The organism is Duganella sp. SG902, assembly GCF_013376005.1.
In the GTDB taxonomy this organism is placed as follows: domain Bacteria; phylum Pseudomonadota; class Gammaproteobacteria; order Burkholderiales; family Burkholderiaceae_D; genus Rugamonas.
On record NZ_JABMJK010000004.1, the window covers coordinates 92,866 to 109,726 of the forward strand.

The window sequence follows — 16,861 nt, forward strand, 5'->3', positions numbered from 1 at the left end:
AGGCCTCTCGGTTTAATTGAGGCCAGTATATGCCAATCTCAGCGCCGCGCCCAGTCGCCCAACACCCACGCCGGATTGCTGTAGTTGCGGATGGTCTCCGCATCTTTTTCCATGGTCAGCTGGCGCGATGCGGGATGGCGCCGGCTCACGTCCACCAGCGTGCCGTCCGCATTGCGGCTGTTGTATTCCCAGAAGCGCACGTTGCTCGTGTCGCCATCGATCTGCCCCCAACCCGCGGGACTGATGCCGCTCAGCGTGGCGTTGATCAGCACCGCTTCCGCATAGGGATAGTTCTTGCCCTTGTTGGCTGGCAGCCGCGCCAATTCGGTTTGCCCGCCGGTCGCGGTAAAGCGGCAATCGACAAACACGTTGCCGTGGTTGGTGGCGGGATTGCGTATCCACATGAAGGCATGCTGCGACTGGATCTCGCAACGCTCGAAGAACGCCGGCCCGCGCCCGAGGATGGTGTCGCCGTGGCCGACCACTTTGACGTCCGGCAGATAGGTGCTGCCGTTGACCTGCAAGGCGTCGCCCGAGCCGATGATGGTGGTGTTGGCGACGATGTTTTCCGATCCGGTGATCAGCAGCCCCTCGGCCTGTCCCTGCAGCGTGGTCTGCAGCGTGAGATCGCGCAGGTGGATGCCTTTCACGTTGTCGGCGGCGAAGGCCGCGCGGCGCGAAGGGAAGGTGCCCGCCACTTCGTTGGTGCTGATGTTGGGCGGGTGGGGGTTGAACACCTCATTGTTCGCGTAATGGATGCGCACCTTGTCGCGCTGTTCGCCTTGCACCGTGATATTGGACTTGTTACGGAAGTAGACGATCTCCTCGTAGTCGCCATTGCGCACGAAGATGGTCACGCGTTGGGCTGGATGATCGGGCACGTGATCCAGTGCGCCTTGCACGGTGCTGAAATCGCCCGTGCCGTCGGCGCTGACGATCACGCGCTGCGCATCCGCCGCAGGTCCGCGCGGCCTGGTGCTGAACTCCCACTGTTCGACGACATGGCCGAACACCGCGTCATCGATCCGCACACGATAGCGCTTGCCGTATTCGAGCAGATTGTTATGAGGGTAAATCGTCGCCGTCTTGTCACGCACGATCACCGGGTGGAAGTGAAAGCCGTCCGTAAAGCCGCCGATGATGGTCAGTTGATACTTGTCGTCTCCCGGCAGCGCGCCGGCGGATGGCGTGCCGGCTTTGGTGTTGGCATTGGTCGCGCGCGGGCCGTCGGCGTAGACGTAAGGCGTGGCCAGATACGGCGCGGCCGGCAGCCTGGTGCGCTCGGTCGGGCCGGCGGGGATGCTGAGGTCCAGCGAGTCCACCAACCTGCCGCTGGCGGCATCGTAGATGCGTATCAGGCCGGATGTGCCCAGTACCGGCTGCTGGTCGAAGCGCAGCACCAGATGCGTGTCCGGATTGACCTCGCGCGCGCCTGGTGCGGGCAGCACCGAGGTCACCGCCGCGCCCACCGGGGCGGCGGCCGCAGCCAGCATCATCGCCCACAGCGCGCGCGTCGCCATTACGCCGACAACACCGTGTTGTGCACCTTGCCGCCAATGGTGACGTTCTTCAGCGCCAGGTTCTTGACGTTGTAGAGGAACCATGGCGAGGCGCTGTTCACCGGCGTGCCGAAGTCGCAGTCGCTGATCGACACATTCGTGACCGGGAACACCGGCGGCGCGGGCTGCGGGCCGTTGTAGTCCGAGGCCACCGGGCCAAGAATCACAATCGCCTGGAAGCAGGAGGCGGTCTTGCCATCCTTGGTGACGTTGCCGGCCTTGATGTTGGAGATCTGGATGTTGTCCACCACCGGCGGGCGAATCCGCACGTTGTCGCTGATCGGCGTGTAGTCGCAATCGAAGGTGACAATGGCGCCGGCCGCCGTGGCCACCGTCTTCGACTGGATCGGGGAACCCGGCAGCGAGGCATAGAACGACGGCGAGATCTGCACGCCATTCGGCACCGTGCAGTCACGCACATAGAAGTTGCGCAGGTAGCCGCCGCGATTCATATTGGTCTTCATGCGGATCGCCGTGTTGAGCGGATTGGTTTTCCAGTTGGCGTTCTCGAACACCAGCTTTTGCGCGAACACGTTCTGGATGCCGCCAGCCATCTCGCTGCCCAGGGTCACGCCGCCGTGGCCACTATGCATGATGCAGTTCTGGATGACGATGTTTTGCGACGGTCCGTACTGCGTGTCGAGATCCTTGCCGGCCTTGATGGCGATGCAGTCGTCGCCGGTATCGAAGGTGCATCCTTCCACCAGTACGTGGTCGCACGCTTCGGGGTCGAAGCCGTCGCTGTTCGGGCCGTGGCTGTGCATCTCGACGTTACGGATAACGAGGTTGCGGCAATGGACCGGATGGTGCTGCCAGAACGGCGTGTTCTGCACCCGATAGCCCTGCAGCAGCACGTTGGTGCAGCCGATCAGCTGGATCATCGGTGCGCGCAGGTAGTGGCCGATGCCAAAGATGCGCTTGGACAGCGGCACGCCCGCTTCCGACAGCGCCGGCAGGTAGGAGGCGTCGGCGCGCCATTTGTCGCCGGCGCCTTGAATCAGCACGCGCTCCGCCTCGGTCAGCGCCGGCGCGACCGTCGCCAGCGATTCCGCGTTGAGCGGGTTCACGGTGTTTTCCGACATCTTGCCGGCCTTGAAGTTGGGCGTGGTGCCCTGGCCGATGGAGTTGATGGTTTTCTGCTTGCCTTTCCAGGTCCACCAGCAATCGCCGGCGTCGTTGAACGGCACGCCGCCCTGGCCGTCGAGGATCGCGGTCCAGTCATCGCCGGTCAGGGCGATGTTGTCCTGGCCGTAGGCGTACACCATCGGCGAGTAGTTCAGGCAGTCATTGCTCTGCCAGCGCGAGATGGTGAGCTTGCCGTGCTTGCCGCAGTCGATGTCGCCGTATTTGGCGAAGTCCGCCGGGTTGTGGCTGAAGTAGACGTGCGCGCCCTTGCTCAGGTGGACGTTCACGTTCGACAGCAGCACGATGGGGCCGGCCACGAACCAGTCGCCGGCCGGAATCACCACGCGGCCGCCGCCCGCTTCATGGCAGGCCTTGATGGCGGCCTTGATGGCGGCGTAGCAGTCCGGCGCATCGGCGGCCGGCGTGCCAATGTCTTCCTGGTCTTCGTGCGATACCCATGCCTTCACCTTGGTCAGCTTGCAGGTCTTGGCGCCGAACGCGGTGATGTTGAAATCCTCCTTGCGGAACTTGGGCGGTTTCGATACGTGATCGATGATGGCCTGCGCCTGCAGCCATGGGTCGGGCGCGGTGGCCGCAACGGCGGGAAGACCGAACGACAGGCCCGCCGCTGGCAAGGCTTTCATCAGGTTGCGGCGGTGGTGATTGATGGTCATGCTGTGTTCCTTATTCATCTGAATTGTTGAACTCACCGAGGAAGATATCGGGCGGCGAAGGAGGTTTGGTGTAGCCGAGATCCTTGACCGGATCGATGCCGGCTTTAATCAGGTTGTTCCAGTGATCGTCCGAGTTGTATTGGGCCGGGCGGTAGGAGATGGTGCCCTTCTTGTTCCAGTCGGACCACGGCTGCTGCTTGTTGATGTGCGCGCCGATGCGCGAGTTCAGCACCACCATCTTGCCGACCGCCTCCAGCGACACGCGCGCCACCGTGCCGGCGGGCGCCTTGTAGCCGTTGGTCGGGCCGTAGGTGCAGCTGTAGCCTTCCACCGGCAACGGCGCATAAGGCGTGCAGCGCGAACTATGGAACCACTGGCGCAGCAGGTAGAAGTTGCCGGTCTTCGCGCCTTCGTGGGTGAAGCGGACATTGTCGAATACGAAGCCGTACTTGCTCTTCAGGTGCGTGTCCGGCGCCGCGACGTAGGAGACGCCACGGTCGCCAAGGGTGCGGATCTCGCTCTGGTAAAAATAGGCGGTGCTGTCGCCGAAGATGAAATCGACGTCGCCTTCGATATAGGACTTGTTGAAGAAGCTGCGCACCGTGCTGCCGGGTTGCGGCGACTTCAGGAACAGCGTGTCCTGGAAGCCGATCAGGCGCACGTTTTCGAACTGCGCCTTGTCGGCGCTATCCACGCTCAACGCAAGCGCTTGATGGTGGATGTTGTTGACGTTGGGGAGCGCTTCGGCGCGGGCGTTGCCGGTGTCCTTGTTGTAGCCATTCTCAAAGGTCAGATTGCGCGCCTGGAAACCGTTGTTCTGCACCCAGACGGTTTGCGTGCCGAAGGTGCCGATCTGCGGGCGGTCCTTGATGGTGGCGTACATCGCCTGCACCGCCGGCGTGGCCCTGGCGAATTGCGCGCCGTACTGCGCATCGTAGGCGGCGCCGGTGATCGATGCATCCAGTTTTGCGGTGATGCGTGTGGCGGCGGCGTCCTTGCCTTCGCCGTACAGCGTGATCGGCGCGGCGGAGGCGGGAATGTAGACCAGCTCCGGATATACGCCTGGCTTCACCAGCATGTACAGGCGTTTGCCGGTGCTGTCCCGCACCGCGCGGCTGACGGCTTCCTGAACTGTGTTGAAGATGCGGACGCCATCGGCCCGCGCGGCCTTGTCGACGATGTAGTCCGGCGTGAAGGCCGCGCCCCTGGCCAGCGGGTCGGACAGCGGATCCCATGGATCCACCGTCTCCTTGCCGGCCACGCCGACGTATTTCAGGACCTCGCCGTAGGCGTATTGCTTCGCCTGTTCCAGCGTGAGTTGCGGCCGCAGGCCGGCGGTGGCCTCGGGGAAGGGCGCGAAGCGGTTGGCGCAGGTGCTGGTATCGCTGGCGCTGATCGCATCACCGGACATACGGGCGGATTCTATCTTGTGATCCGCCTTGCCGGCGATGCTGACGTTGCGCAGCGTGGCCTGCACCGGATGCTGTTCGTCATAGCCTTGCACGCTGACGCGGCCCGGGGTGACGCTGTGCACGTCGTCGAAGCTGATGTTGGTGTAGACCGGCACCAGCGTGCCCTCGGCCTTGTTGTCGTAGCGGGCGCCGATGTCGATCGGTGTCTTCACGTTGCGCAGGCAGACGTTGCGATAGATGACCTGCTCCACCACGCCGCCGCGCGAGACATCGCTTTTGATGCGTAGGCCGGAGGTGGTGCCATCCATGCTCAGGTCTTCCACCAGCACGCGGCGCACGCCGCCGTTGGTTTCGCTGCCGATGGACATGCCATGGCCGCTGTAGAAGCGATTGTGCAGGATGGAGATGTTCTCGGTGGCGCCGCTGTTGCCGGCCTTGATGGCGACGTTGTCGTCGCCGGTGCGGATATGGCTGTAGGCGATGGTGACATTGCGCGAGGAGATGGGATCGATGCCATCGGTGTTGCGCGCTGTGGCCGGGGTGTCGATGCGCATGCCCCATGCGGTGAAGCCGTCCACTTTGTTCAGCGTGACGTGGAAGTTGGGCGAGTTGCGCAAGGTGATCTTGTGCAGCGTGATGTCCTGCGAGTTGGTTACCTCGATCAGGCGCGGCACGTTCTGGCGCGCGTCTTCCTTCTGCGCGCGGCGCGCCAGCTGCCACCACGATTCGCCACCGCCCTCGATCACGCGGCCGCCCTGGCCGTCGATGCTGCCTTCGCCGTAGATGCCGCTGGATCTGGCGTTGTCGATGGTGATGAAGGTTTTGCAGCCGCGTCCCAGCTTGTCGATGGTGCCGCAGGTGCCGGCGCCACGGTCGTACAGCTTGGGATTCACGCTCGCTTGCAGCACGGCGCCCTGGTCGATCAGCAGGCTGACGCCGCTGCGCAGCTTGAGCGGACCGGAAACAAAGCTGCCGCTGAGCCGCACCGCGCGGCCGGCGGGGCATTGGTCGATGGCGGACTGGATGCGCGCGGTGTCGTCAACGCTCCCCGCCGCCGCGGTCAGCACGGTGCAGGAAGGGGGCGCCACCGGCTCGTTGACCTTGCGCGTGTCCTGCGCGTGCGCGGGGCCGGCGAGCAAGCCGGCGACGGTGAGCAGCGTGGGGAGCGCCGGCCGCACCAGCAGCCTGGGTATCGCGCGCCGGGAAGGAGTGCGCGGCGCCAGGCGCGACGCGGGAACCTGCGGCTCGTTTTTCTGACGTGGGCGGAACTTGGTCACTGTTCGCTCTCCGGCTTGAACTGGCCGGCCGCTTCAGGGATGGTGCGCTTGATTTCTTCCATCACCATGCGCGAGAAGTAGGCCGCGCCCTTGGCGCCGACGTGCGTGCGGTCGAAGGCGGTCTTGGCGGCGCCGGCGACTTCCACCTTGCCGGCCGCTGGCGCGACGCCGTAATCGGCCGGACGCGGCGCCATGGCCAGCGTGTCCGCCTCGTCCTGGCCCATGGCCTGCACGGCCGCGTAGCTGTCCGCGTTAAGGTCCAGCAGCGGCACTTTCTGCGCGGTGGCGGTGGCGCGGATTACGTCGGCCCACGGTCCAAGGTTGTTCTCCAATACGCCGTCCTTGAAGGTGCGGCGCGTCAGCGGCGTGACCAGCACCGGCACGCCGCCCAGCGCCTTCACTTCCTGCGCATAGCGTGCCATGTTGACGGGGAATTCGGTTTTCAGGTCGGTCGAGCGGCCAGGCTTGCCCGGCTGGTCGTTGTGGCCGAACTGGATCAGCACATAGGTGGCGCGGTACGCGGCGGAACCGCGCAGCAGGCCTTCCACCTCGTCCCAGCGGCCTTCGGCGCGGAAGCTGCCGGAACTGCGTCCGCCTTTGGCCAGGTTGATGCAGGTGTTGGCGCGGTTGACGCGCGCGCAGAAGGCGTCGCCGTAACCGCTGTTGCTGGCCATGGTGGAATCGCCGACCAGGATGAAGCGGACCGGCTTGTCGGCCGCGTGCACGCCGCCGGCCAGCAAGATGGTTGCGGCAGCGAGGCTGGTAATCAGGGTTTTCATGATGAGGTCCCGGTAAAAAAAAAGGCGCCGGCCGTGGTTCCGGTCCGGCGCCCATACTCAGGCGGATTAGAAGTTGTAGGTTACACGCACGTTGTAGGCGCGGCCGATCGGGCTGGCGGCGCTGCTCAGGTAACCAAAGCTATACAGGCTGCTGTTGGTTGCTGGCGGCGGCGCGTTGAACAGGTTGGTGATGCCAGCCACCACTTGCATGTTCTTGAAGCCGTTGTAGGTCGCGGTGTAGTTCCACTGCTTGTACGAGTTGATGTTGCGCCAGTACTGCTTGGCCACCAGATTCTGGTCGGTGTACTTCGAGTTGTAGTTCTGGGTCAGCTGCATGTTCCAGTTGCCATTGGCCCAGTTCAGCTTTGCCGTGTGCTTCCAGCGGTAGGTGATGATCGGGAAGCTCGACGTGGTGCCGTTGCTGGCCAGGCCGAACTGGCCGATGTTCGACACGAACGGGCTGCCTGCGTACAGCTGGTTGTCGAACTGGGTCAGGTAAGTACCGTCGATCGACACCTTGAAATCGCCGTACGCGGTTTTAGGGAACGAGTACGAGCCCGATACGTCCACACCAGCCGCCTTCTGGCCACCCAGGTTCATGGTGGTGTTGTTGATGTAGTTGATGGTGCGGTCGGCGTTACGCACGAAGTACGATGCATACTGCTGCGGGTACAGGAAGTACACTTGCTCCGGCAGGTTGGCCAGCATGTCGGTCATGCGGATGTTCCAGTAGTCGAACGACACCATGCTGTTCTTGACGGGTTCCATCACCACGCCCAGCGTGTAGCCTTTCGACTTCTCCGGCTTCAGGCCGGCGTTGGAGCCGGTCTGCTTGGGCAGGGTGGTGTTGCAGACGGTCGAAGCGACATAACCTGGCAGCGCGGTGCCGGTGCCGGCCACGCCTGGGGTACCGCCCGGGCACAGTACCGGATCGTCCCACTTGGCGGCGGTCAGGCCGGTGGCGCCTGGCAGGCGGTAGCCGTAGGCGTCGAACAGGGTCGGCGCGCGGAAGCCGGTGTTGGCCGAGCCGCGGAACATCAGCTGCTTGGTGGGCTCCCAGCGGAAGCTGATCTTTGGATTGACGGTGGTGCCGAAGTCGCTGAAATGGTCGGCACGCACGGCGCCGTTCAGTTCCAGGGTCTTGGTGATCGGCGCGTTGATCTCGGTGAACAGCGCGGCCACGTTACGCCCGCCTTCGCCGTGCGATGGGCTGGTGTTGGCGTAGGTGACGTCGGCAACGATCGGCAGCTTGGTGTCTTCCGTGGTGTCGCGGTGCAGGTCGGCGCCGATTGCCAGTGCCAGCGAACCGCCCGCCAGTTCGGTCAGCGCGCGGCTGGCGGTGATGTCGATGCCGGTGAAGGTGGATTTCGAGGTGCGGTTCTTGGCGCCGTCCACGCTGATCGAATCCAGGTAAGCCTTGCCATCGGCATCCTGCAGGCCGAATGGATTCAGCTTGCCGTTTTTCAGGCCGTCCAGCAGGCCCTGGCCTTTGACGTAGCCGTCGTAGTAGTAATTGTCGCGGTTGGAGATACCGATCACCAGGCCGGCCTTGTAGTCCCAGCCCGCCAGCGTGCCTTCGTCGCTGACGGCGAGGCGCTGGTTCAGCTGCACGTCCTTGGTGGTAGCCAGGCCCAGGTCGGCCACGGCCCAGGTCAGGGTCAATGGCGCGCCGTTCAGGCCTGCCACGGCGGGCACGCCGCCGCTGCCGCCTGGATACCATTTGCTGGTCGATGGCAGGATCGGCGCCACGCCATTGACGGCCAGCGCATTGGTCGGGTTGCGGGTGCCCTTGATGAATTCCTCGCCGCGCGAGTAGTCGACGGTGATCACGTGATCTTCGCTGACCTTGTAGTTACCGCGGGCGTAGAAGGTGACCTGCTGGTTGGCGTACAAGGAGGTGCCGTACTCGTTGTTGTCGATGACGCAGGTGCCTTTCTGGCCCGGGATCGAGTACGGCGCCAGGCAGCCCCTGGTGCCGTACGGGTTCTGCGCGTTCTTGTTGGTCGGCGTGGTGAAGTTGGCCGGGGTGGCGTTGCCGCCGGTGCCCAGGGTTGGTGCGCGGCCCAGCTCCGTCAGTTTTTCCACGGAGCTCAGGTAGGCGCGGTCCGATGCGGCCAGGCGCGAACGCTGGTGCGCGTCGATGGTGGCGTAGAAGCTCCAGCCGTCGCGTTCCAGGTTGCCCTTGCCCCAGGTGGCGGTCAGGCGCTGCTCGTCGCCGCCGCCTTTTTTCTCGGGCTGCACGGCTTGCGCGGTCAGCTGCGTGCCTTCGAACTGGGTCTTGGTGATGAAGTTGACCACGCCGCCGATGGCGTCGGAACCGTAGATCGAGGAGGCGCCGTCGCGCAGCACTTCAACGCGGGCGATGGCGGACATCGGAATCACGTCCAGGTTGGCGTAGCCGTCGGCGATCGCCTCGTTGGCCAGGCGACGGCCGTTCAGCAGCACCAGGGTGCGGTTCACGCCCAGGCCGCGCAGGTTGATGTTGGTGCCGGAGCCGGCGTTCGACGGCGCCAGCGAGGCCGATTGCGGCAGCGCCATCATGAAGTCGGCCAGGGTGGTCATGCCTTGCTTGACCAGGTCTTCGGCCTTGACGGTGGTGACAGGCAGCGATGCCTCGTTGGCGACGCGCTTGATGCTGGAACCGGTCACTTCGACGCGGGTCATGTTGGCGTCGTCGCTGGCGTTTTGCGCGGCTGCCTGGTTGGCCAGCGTCAGCACAGCCAGGCTAATGGCGGACAGCAGCAGGCGGGGTTGTGCGGAACGTTTCTGGACCGGGTGCTCGGACTTCATGGTGTTGTCTCCTTCGTCTCTTGAATAAAGTTATACGCTGCGCTGAAAAGCGCTTGCGTGAGTGGAGCACCTCGCGTACTCCGTGCCGCTAAGACGAGGGCCGCTGCGCTGCCTGCGCAGCCGGGCCGAGGTCGAGTCGGTCGATAACTTGATTGCTTTATTTCGCGGAGGGCATCGAGGCCGCTCCTGCGTTACTACCGATACTGTTATCCGCGCGAGAAGGTGCGGGTCACGCGTTCCAGGTGGGCGCGCATGGCTTTGCGCGCCGCCGCCGGATCGTGGGAGGCGATCGCCTCCAGGATGCGGCGGTGGTCCTTCAGCGTTTCCTGACGCAGTTCCTCGGTCTGGAAGTGTTCTTTGAGCTTGTGCCACAGGCGGCCGCGCTGGTCCCACAGGTAGTTCAGCGATCCGACCAGCGCGCTGTTGCCGGTGGCGCGCGCGATGGCCAGGTGGAAGTTGCGGTCGGCCTGCTCGTTGCTTGAATAATTGGCGTGGTGCTTTTCCATCTCCACCACCGCCTGCAGGATGGCGTCGATGGCGCTGTCGGTGGCCACGCGGGCGGCGATGGCGGCGATCTCGGATTCGATCAGGCGGCGGGCGGACAGCACCTCGAAGGGACCGGGGCCGACTTCCGGCAGGTCGGCCTCGGCCGGTTCCGGCAGTTCGCTGACGTACACGCCGGAGCCGCCGCGCACCTCGATCACGCCGCCCAGCTCCAGCGCGATCAGGGCTTCGCGCAGGGAGGCGCGGCTGACGCTGAGCTTGGTGGCCAGGTCGCGCTCGGACGGCAGGCGCTCGCCGGCGGCGATGTTCTCGTTGCGGATCAGTTCCTGGATGCGGTCGGCCACCACGCGGTACAGGCGCGGTTCGTGGGCGTTGCTCTCGGCAGGAAATGCGGTCTTTTTCAGCATTTGTGTCTCGTCTCTCGGTGTGGCTTATTGATTTGCCATCTGGTCAGGCCATTCTAAGGTGGTCAGACCAAATACGCAATGTGGACTAGCCAAATTAATTTTTAAATGGCATACTGAATTCATCGAGCAGCTGTCTGCGCCCCATGTTTACAAGGTCTCTCCCCTAGGAAATATGCGGTTTCCGGACTGTGGCGCGCAGGCCACAACCAACAGATGGCCGGCCAATAACAGAAGTGGTCAGACCACTTTTCGAGACTAAAAAACAACGTAGGAAAGCCAGATGACCACTCCCGCCAGCGCAAACACCCCGCGCTACATCCTCATGCACGACAACGATAACGTTGCGATTGTCGTCAACGACGGCGGCCTGCCGGCCGGCGCTGTGTTCCCCAACGGGCTGACGCTGCTGGAAGCGGTCCCGCAAGGCCACAAGGTGGCGCTGCGCGACCTGGCCAAGGGCGACCGCGTGATCCGCTACAACGTCACCATCGGTTTCGCCGCCAAGGACCTGCCGGCCGGCAGCTGGCTGGCCGAGCACAACGTCGAGATGCCGGCCGCGCGCGAGCTGGAAGGCCTGCCGATCGCCACCGTCAAGCCGCCGCCGATGGAACCGCTGGAGGGCTACACCTTCCAGGGTTACCGCAATCCGGACGGCAGCGTCGGCACGCGCAACATCCTGGCGATCACCACCACGGTGCAATGCGTGTCCGGCGTGGTGGAGTTCGCGGTGGAGCGCATCAAGAAGGAACTGCTGCCGAAGTACCCCAACGTCGACGACGTGGTGGGACTGGAGCATACCTACGGCTGCGGCGTGGCGATCGACGCGCCGGGCGCCAACATCCCGATCCGCACCATCCGCAACATCGCGCTGAACCCCAACTTCGGCGGCCAGGCCATGGTGGTCAGTCTCGGTTGCGAAAAGCTGCAGCCAACGCGCCTGTTCCCGAAAGGCTCGATCCCGATCCAGAACGCGGGCGGCGCCGATCCGGGCCTGGTCTGCCTGCAGGACGCGCAACATGTCGGCTTCATGTCGATGATCGAATCGATCATGAAGCAGGCCGAAACCAATCTGGCGGAACTGAACAAGCGCCAGCGTGAAACCGTGCCGGCCTCGGAGCTGGTGGTGGGCGTGCAATGCGGCGGCAGCGACGCCTTCTCTGGCGTCACCGCCAATCCGGCGGTGGGCTTTGCCACCGACCTGCTGGTGCGCGCCGGTGCCACCGTCATGTTCTCGGAAGTGACCGAGGTCCGCGACGGCATCGACCAACTGACCTCGCGCGCCACCACGCCGGAAGTGGCCGAGGCCATGATCCGCGAGATGGAGTGGTACGACAATTACCTGACGCGCGGCGGCGTCGATCGCAGCGCCAACACCACGCCGGGCAACAAGAAGGGCGGCCTGTCCAACATCGTCGAGAAGGCCATGGGCTCGATCGTCAAATCGGGCAGCGCGCCGATTTCCGGCGTGCTGTCGCCGGGCGAGAAGCTGACGCAAAAAGGCCTGATCTACGCCGCCACGCCGGCCAGCGATTTCATTTGCGGCACGCTGCAAGTGGCGGCCGGCATGAACCTGCACATCTTCACCACCGGGCGCGGCACGCCGTACGGCCTGGCCGAAGTGCCGGTGATTAAAGTCGCCACCCGCAACGATCTGGCGCGCCGCTGGCATGACCTGATGGACGTGAACGCGGGCCGCATCGCCAGCGGCGAAGCCACCATCGCGGAAGTGGGCTGGGAGATGTTCCAACTGATGCTGGACGTGGCCAGCGGCCGCGAGACCTATGCCGAAAAATGGAAGCTGCACAACGCACTGGTGCTGTTCAACCCGGCCCCGGTGACCTGATAAAAAGAGAAGAGACAAACATGGCAAAACCATTCAAACGACTGCTGCTGACCGGCGCCGCCGGCGGCCTGGGTAAAGTTCTGCGCGAGCGCATCAAACCGTGGGCCGATGTGGTGGTGCTGTCCGACATCGCCGACATGGGCGAGGCGCGCGAGGGCGAGGAGATCGTGCAGTGCGACCTGGCCGACAAGGCCGCGGTGCTGAAGATGATGGAAGGCGTGGAGGCGGTGCTGCACTTCGGCGGCATCTCGACCGAGAACACCTTCGAGAACATCGTGCAGGCCAACATCATCGGCACCGCCAACGTCTACGAGGCCGCGCACAAGAAAGGCGTGAAGCGCATCGTGTTCGCCAGTTCGAACCACACCGTGGGCTTCTACCGCAACACCGACTACATCGACGCCACCGCGCCGACACGCCCGGATTCGTTCTACGGCGTGAGCAAATGCTTCGGCGAGCAGCTGGCCAGCTACTACTGGGACCGCACCGGCCTGGAAACCGTGAGCCTGCGCATCGGCTCCTCCTTCCCCGAGCCGAAGGACCGCCGCATGATGGTCACGTGGCTGAGCTATGACGACCTGGTGGAAGCGCTGCGCCGCTCGCTGTTCGCGACGCGCGTCGGCTTCACCATCCTGTTCGGCATGTCGGACAACGAGGTGGCGTGGTGGGACAACAGCAAGGCGTCGCACCTGGGCTACAAGCCGAAGGACAGCTCGTCCCAGTTCGATGCCAAGTTCCCGGACAGCGGCGAGTACCCGGACCCGAATGCCTCGGTCACCTATCACGGCGGCGCGTTCGCGCTGGCCGAGGTGCGCTACAAGGATTAAGTCGAAGCGAACGTGCTGATTGTGGAGACAAGCGTGGCGCCGCAACTGGTCTTGTCTCCATCGTAGGCGACGGCTTTGCCGTTGATCTGGTGTTTGTCGTTGCCGCTCACGATGGTGCAGTTTTGATGGCCGGTCATCGGGCAGATGCATTTGTCGCCCACCAGCGCTACAGGCTTGCCGCTGACGGTGAAATGCGGCGCGCCGCTTTCAATCACCTTGCCGCCGTGCGAGGTGGGATCACCTAGTCGGATCACGTTTGGCATCTCGGGTCCTTTACAGCGCGTGATGGCGGCGCAAGCTGTTCGACATTTTGTCCCACAAGGCCAGCACCTCGGTGTCGGACAGGCTGGAATTTACAGGCTTGCCGGGCTGCCCTTTTCCCGTGTCCAGTTCAAGTACCATCAGCGGCCGAGCAGGGTCATTCTTCTTGCGTAACGATTCCCACATGAAGCCGTGCAGCACGCTGCCATTGGGCTCATCCACGCGTTCCAGTAACTCCTCGCCCGGCACTCCCGCCAATGCACGGGGCCCCTCGCGTAATGTGTGAAATCGATTGAGGTATGCCTGCTTAATGTCGTTTTCGGCGTCGCGCTGCAATAGTGGTTTATTTTCGTTTGCAGCTGAAAAAGTGTTCAGTGCGATGGCTAGGTCAGGGGGGTCTTTCAAGCCCACAAAGATCCCTGTAATTTCGGACACATCGGCGCTGAGAGGATCGACCAGAAGCGCGCGGTCGAAACAAAAACCTGGCTGGGAAGGAAGTTCCTCCTCGCCTCTCCAGCGAAGCTGGCCGAGTAGTTTTTCCAATTCTAGAATTCCTGCGTCATCCTGAAGCTTGGAATAGAACTTGTAGGTCACCTCTCGGGCGCGAACGAAAGCACTAGTTGTAATCACCTCTTCAATTTCCTTCACCCCGTTCGAGAAGCTTGGTAGCCACTGCCGGTTAAAGACAAATAGGCGCCCATGAAGATACTCGCTCTTAATTTCGCGCACCTGTTCCAGGGAGACCTGACCCTTTTCGTTTTTTTCGGATCTCAGTTTGACTTCCTGCGTTGTATTTCTGGCCAAGAACTCCTCATCAGTCTCTACCCAGGATGAGATGTCGAAGCCATCTACGGTTGCTCCGCGGTATGACACCATTGCTTTCTCCGGCACATCCATCAGAAATCTACCGACGCATACCGTTTTCATTTTCATGGCTGCGATATGGTGCTCCATTTTTTTTCTCTCCTGATAATTTAAGGTTTGGCTCAATACGATTGCGCAGCAAATAAGAATGCAAACGGCACCCCAAAAACGATATCGGTATCGAGTTTTCATACGTCTGCGTGAGTTTGTAAGCACGGCTGAATTGCTGACGCTGGAGCTGCTTGAGTTATTGCACGGGACGGCGACGCAGACTAGATGATATTTGGCCCCATAGGGCCAACACTTCGGCATCAGATAAACTTGAGTTGACAGGTTCGCCGGGGCGTCCGAGACCCGTGTCAAGCTCCAACACCAAACTTGGCAGGTAAACATCATGTTTACTAGCAAGAGACTCCCACATAAAGCCGTGCGCCCTGGTGCCGTTTTCTTCCTGTATCCGCTGAAGCACTTCTTCTCCTGCAACGCCATTTATCGTCCGAGGACCAACATGGAAATCATGAAAGTTTGATGGATGATCACTCTGTACCAAGCTGTTTTCATGTCTCTGCAATAAGGTTCTTTGGATGTTGAGTCCAGCGGAAGTAGCCAATGAGATGGCTACATCGGGCTTCTCTTCTGTGCCTCCAAAAATAGAAACGGACTCATGACTTTCCACCGTAAGCGGATCGAGAATGAGGCCGTGGTCAAAGCAGAATCCGGCCTCTGAAGGGATTTCTTCCTCAGTAACGCCACGCAGTTGTTGCACAATTTTTTCAAGAAAACCAAGCCGTTCAGGATCTCTGAGCTTTGAAGTAAAATCAAAACTGATGCCGTTTGACCGGACCATTGCATCTATCGATACCGACTCCGAAATCACTTCCCTACCACCTCTCATCAAACCGATCCATCGACGATCAAACAAGAATATTCTCCCGGCCACCTCGGTGTTTTTCACTTCACGCACGAGCTCTAGTGAAACCCCGTTGCGTTCATTCTTACTGGTGGCGAGGAAGGCCTCTTTTTGCTGAATGCGATATTTGAAGTCCTCATCAGTTTCCTGAACAGTTGAAATCTTCCAACCGGCGACCACCGCCGGGCGAAAGCTGACTTCTGCTTTCTTTGGTACATCAACAATGAAGCGGCCGACGCAAACTGACCTCATCCGCATCTCAGCAATTTTTTCGTCCAATTTTTTCACCTTCGGTTGATGAATCATCACAAAAGCGGCAAGCGCGCACAAACTCAGAATGCCGACCGAAACCGCAGCTATGCGGTGTGCTCTCATATTTTTTTTGAAGAAGTTTGACAATGAGATGCTGTGTCAACGCCAGCATTGCTGCGTTGTTGTAAACTCCTTGATGGTCGTCATTGAAGCCGCCCGGCAGGTCGAGGCGCAGCCGCAACGGACGGTTGTCGGTGACCAGCTCCTTGGCCAGTGCCATGAAGTCGAAGAAGTTGTTTTCCATCGTGGGCATCCATCGGGGCGCAAGTTTCCGATGATGTCACGGGATTTTTGTCAGTTCTTGATGCTGCTCAAGCTGTGGCTACAAGCTCTTGGATGCCGACACCAGCTCGTCGATCCATGCGATGAACGCCCGCAGCTTGGCGCTTTGGTGGCGCGTTTGCGGATAGGCGAGATATAGCGGCATGGGGTCGAGCTGCCAGTCTTCGAACAGCGGCGTCAGTTCGCCTTGCGCCACATGCGGTTCCGCCATGTAGCGCGGCAGCCATAGCACGCCCATGCCGGCCAGGCCGGCCGCCAGGTAGGCATTGCCATCGTCGGCGGCGACTACGTAGCGGCCTTTCAATGCGACGGCTTCCTCTTTTCCATTTCTCCGGCGTCGTATTTGTATCGACGCGATGGTGCCGCTGTTTGAGCGCAGGAAGCCAACGATGTGATGCGGCGCCTCGTCCAGGTCACGGGGGTGTGCGGGTGGTCCCGCGCTGCGCAGATACTCCGGCGCGGCGTATGCACCTAGCCGCAGGTCGGCGATCCGGCGCGCGATGAGCGACGGCACGGTGATTTCCCCGCCACGCAGCACGCAATCGACGTTTTCGCCAATGACGTCGACATTGCGGTCGCTCACTCCCATGATGAGCTGAATCTCCGGGTAGCGCCGATGGAAGTCGGGCAGCGCCGGCATGAGTATCAAGCGGGCGAATGGGGCGGGAACGTCAATGCGCAGCCGTCCGCGCGGCGCCGCCAAACCGCCCGTCAACACGCTATCCGCTTCCTCCAGATCCGCCAGCAGACGCACCACGCGGTCGTAGTAGGCCGCGCCCTCCGGCGTGACTCTCACCTGGCGCGTGGTGCGGTTGAGCAGTTTGACGCGCAGCCGCGTCTCCAACTGCTGCACCAGCTGCGATATCGTGGTCTTGCTCATGTTGAGCGTCTGCGCGGCCTTGGTAAAGCTGCCGGCTTCCACCACCCGGGCAAAGGCCTGTAGCGTGTCGAATCGGTCCATATGCTTGATTGTTTGGGATCGCCAAACAGTCATTGTACGTCTTGCCTGTTTATTGGTAGGCGGGTTTTTTTTAA

Annotated in this window: 13 protein-coding genes; 2 read left to right on the top strand and 11 right to left on the bottom strand. The window is 62.1% G+C overall.

Going from position 1 to position 16,861, the window contains the following annotated elements; all coding sequences use genetic code 11:
- Window positions 1-38: 38 nt before the first annotated feature.
- From FHW83_RS09815 to FHW83_RS09840, 6 genes are all read right to left on the bottom strand, one after another.
- Window positions 39-1,520: a pectinesterase family protein gene (locus tag FHW83_RS09815; RefSeq protein WP_218106234.1), complete on the bottom strand. Its 1,482-nt coding sequence runs from the start codon at window positions 1,518-1,520 to the stop codon at window positions 39-41.
- A complete protein-coding gene (locus FHW83_RS09820) occupies window positions 1,520-3,358 on the bottom strand; it encodes a glycoside hydrolase family 28 protein (RefSeq protein WP_229224117.1) in 1,839 nt (612 codons plus the stop codon). Before FHW83_RS09820 ends, FHW83_RS09815 begins: the two co-directional genes overlap by 1 nt.
- Window positions 3,359-3,368: 10 nt before the next feature.
- Complete coding sequence (locus tag FHW83_RS09825; RefSeq protein ID WP_373997189.1) at window positions 3,369-6,047, bottom strand: pectinesterase family protein; 2,679 nt, start codon at window positions 6,045-6,047, stop codon at window positions 3,369-3,371.
- Window positions 6,044-6,826 carry a rhamnogalacturonan acetylesterase gene (locus tag FHW83_RS09830; protein WP_176646183.1) on the bottom strand — a complete coding sequence of 261 codons (783 nt, stop codon included), beginning with the start codon at window positions 6,824-6,826 and terminating at the stop codon, window positions 6,044-6,046. The genes FHW83_RS09825 and FHW83_RS09830 overlap by 4 nt, the downstream gene beginning before the upstream one ends.
- A gap of 66 nt (window positions 6,827-6,892) precedes the next feature.
- Window positions 6,893-9,616 carry a TonB-dependent siderophore receptor gene (locus FHW83_RS09835; RefSeq protein ID WP_176646184.1) on the bottom strand — a complete coding sequence of 908 codons (2,724 nt, stop codon included), beginning with the start codon at window positions 9,614-9,616 and terminating at the stop codon, window positions 6,893-6,895.
- 206 nt (window positions 9,617-9,822) lie between these two features.
- Window positions 9,823-10,527: a FadR/GntR family transcriptional regulator gene (locus FHW83_RS09840; RefSeq protein ID WP_176646185.1), complete on the bottom strand. Its 705-nt coding sequence runs from the start codon at window positions 10,525-10,527 to the stop codon at window positions 9,823-9,825.
- Between the two features lie 280 nt (window positions 10,528-10,807).
- Between FHW83_RS09840 and garD the strand changes: the two genes are divergently transcribed.
- Together garD and FHW83_RS09850 are read left to right on the top strand one after the other, a co-directional pair.
- On the top strand, window positions 10,808-12,370 hold the full coding sequence (gene garD, locus FHW83_RS09845; protein WP_176646186.1) for a galactarate dehydratase: 1,563 nt from the start codon (window positions 10,808-10,810) through the stop codon (window positions 12,368-12,370).
- A gap of 20 nt (window positions 12,371-12,390) precedes the next feature.
- A complete protein-coding gene (locus FHW83_RS09850) occupies window positions 12,391-13,197 on the top strand; it encodes an NAD(P)-dependent oxidoreductase (RefSeq protein WP_176646187.1) in 807 nt (268 codons plus the stop codon).
- Here FHW83_RS09850 and FHW83_RS09855 read toward each other — a convergent pair.
- The 5 genes from FHW83_RS09855 to FHW83_RS09875 form a co-directional block, all read right to left on the bottom strand.
- Window positions 13,194-13,460 carry a PAAR domain-containing protein gene (locus tag FHW83_RS09855; protein WP_176646188.1) on the bottom strand — a complete coding sequence of 89 codons (267 nt, stop codon included), beginning with the start codon at window positions 13,458-13,460 and terminating at the stop codon, window positions 13,194-13,196. The genes FHW83_RS09850 and FHW83_RS09855 overlap by 4 nt on opposite strands.
- 10 nt (window positions 13,461-13,470) lie before the next feature.
- A complete protein-coding gene (locus FHW83_RS09860) occupies window positions 13,471-14,412 on the bottom strand; it encodes a T6SS immunity protein Tli4 family protein (RefSeq protein ID WP_176646189.1) in 942 nt (313 codons plus the stop codon).
- Window positions 14,413-14,569: 157 nt separating this feature from the next.
- Entirely contained in the window at window positions 14,570-15,511 is a 942-nt protein-coding gene (locus FHW83_RS09865; RefSeq protein ID WP_176646190.1) for a T6SS immunity protein Tli4 family protein, read from the bottom strand.
- Entirely contained in the window at window positions 15,492-15,788 is a 297-nt protein-coding gene (locus FHW83_RS09870) for a hypothetical protein (RefSeq protein ID WP_176646191.1), read from the bottom strand. Before FHW83_RS09870 ends, FHW83_RS09865 begins: the two co-directional genes overlap by 20 nt.
- Window positions 15,789-15,866: 78 nt before the next feature.
- Complete coding sequence (locus FHW83_RS09875; RefSeq protein WP_176646192.1) at window positions 15,867-16,787, bottom strand: LysR family transcriptional regulator; 921 nt, start codon at window positions 16,785-16,787, stop codon at window positions 15,867-15,869.
- Window positions 16,788-16,861: the final 74 nt, after the last annotated feature.

Coding starts and splice junctions, on each gene's coding strand:
- FHW83_RS09815 (WP_218106234.1), bottom strand. CDS start 1,520: ATGGCGACGCGCGCGCTGTGGGCGATGATGCTGGCTGCGGCCGCCGCC.
- FHW83_RS09820 (WP_229224117.1), bottom strand. CDS start 3,358: ATGACCATCAATCACCACCGCCGCAACCTGATGAAAGCCTTGCCAGCG.
- FHW83_RS09830 (WP_176646183.1), bottom strand. CDS start 6,826: ATGAAAACCCTGATTACCAGCCTCGCTGCCGCAACCATCTTGCTGGCC.
- FHW83_RS09835 (WP_176646184.1), bottom strand. CDS start 9,616: ATGAAGTCCGAGCACCCGGTCCAGAAACGTTCCGCACAACCCCGCCTG.
- FHW83_RS09840 (WP_176646185.1), bottom strand. CDS start 10,527: ATGCTGAAAAAGACCGCATTTCCTGCCGAGAGCAACGCCCACGAACCG.
- garD (WP_176646186.1), top strand. CDS start 10,808: ATGACCACTCCCGCCAGCGCAAACACCCCGCGCTACATCCTCATGCAC.
- FHW83_RS09850 (WP_176646187.1), top strand. CDS start 12,391: ATGGCAAAACCATTCAAACGACTGCTGCTGACCGGCGCCGCCGGCGGC.
- FHW83_RS09855 (WP_176646188.1), bottom strand. CDS start 13,460: ATGCCAAACGTGATCCGACTAGGTGATCCCACCTCGCACGGCGGCAAG.
- FHW83_RS09860 (WP_176646189.1), bottom strand. CDS start 14,412: ATGGAGCACCATATCGCAGCCATGAAAATGAAAACGGTATGCGTCGGT.
- FHW83_RS09870 (WP_176646191.1), bottom strand. CDS start 15,788: ATGGAAAACAACTTCTTCGACTTCATGGCACTGGCCAAGGAGCTGGTC.
- FHW83_RS09875 (WP_176646192.1), bottom strand. CDS start 16,787: ATGGACCGATTCGACACGCTACAGGCCTTTGCCCGGGTGGTGGAAGCC.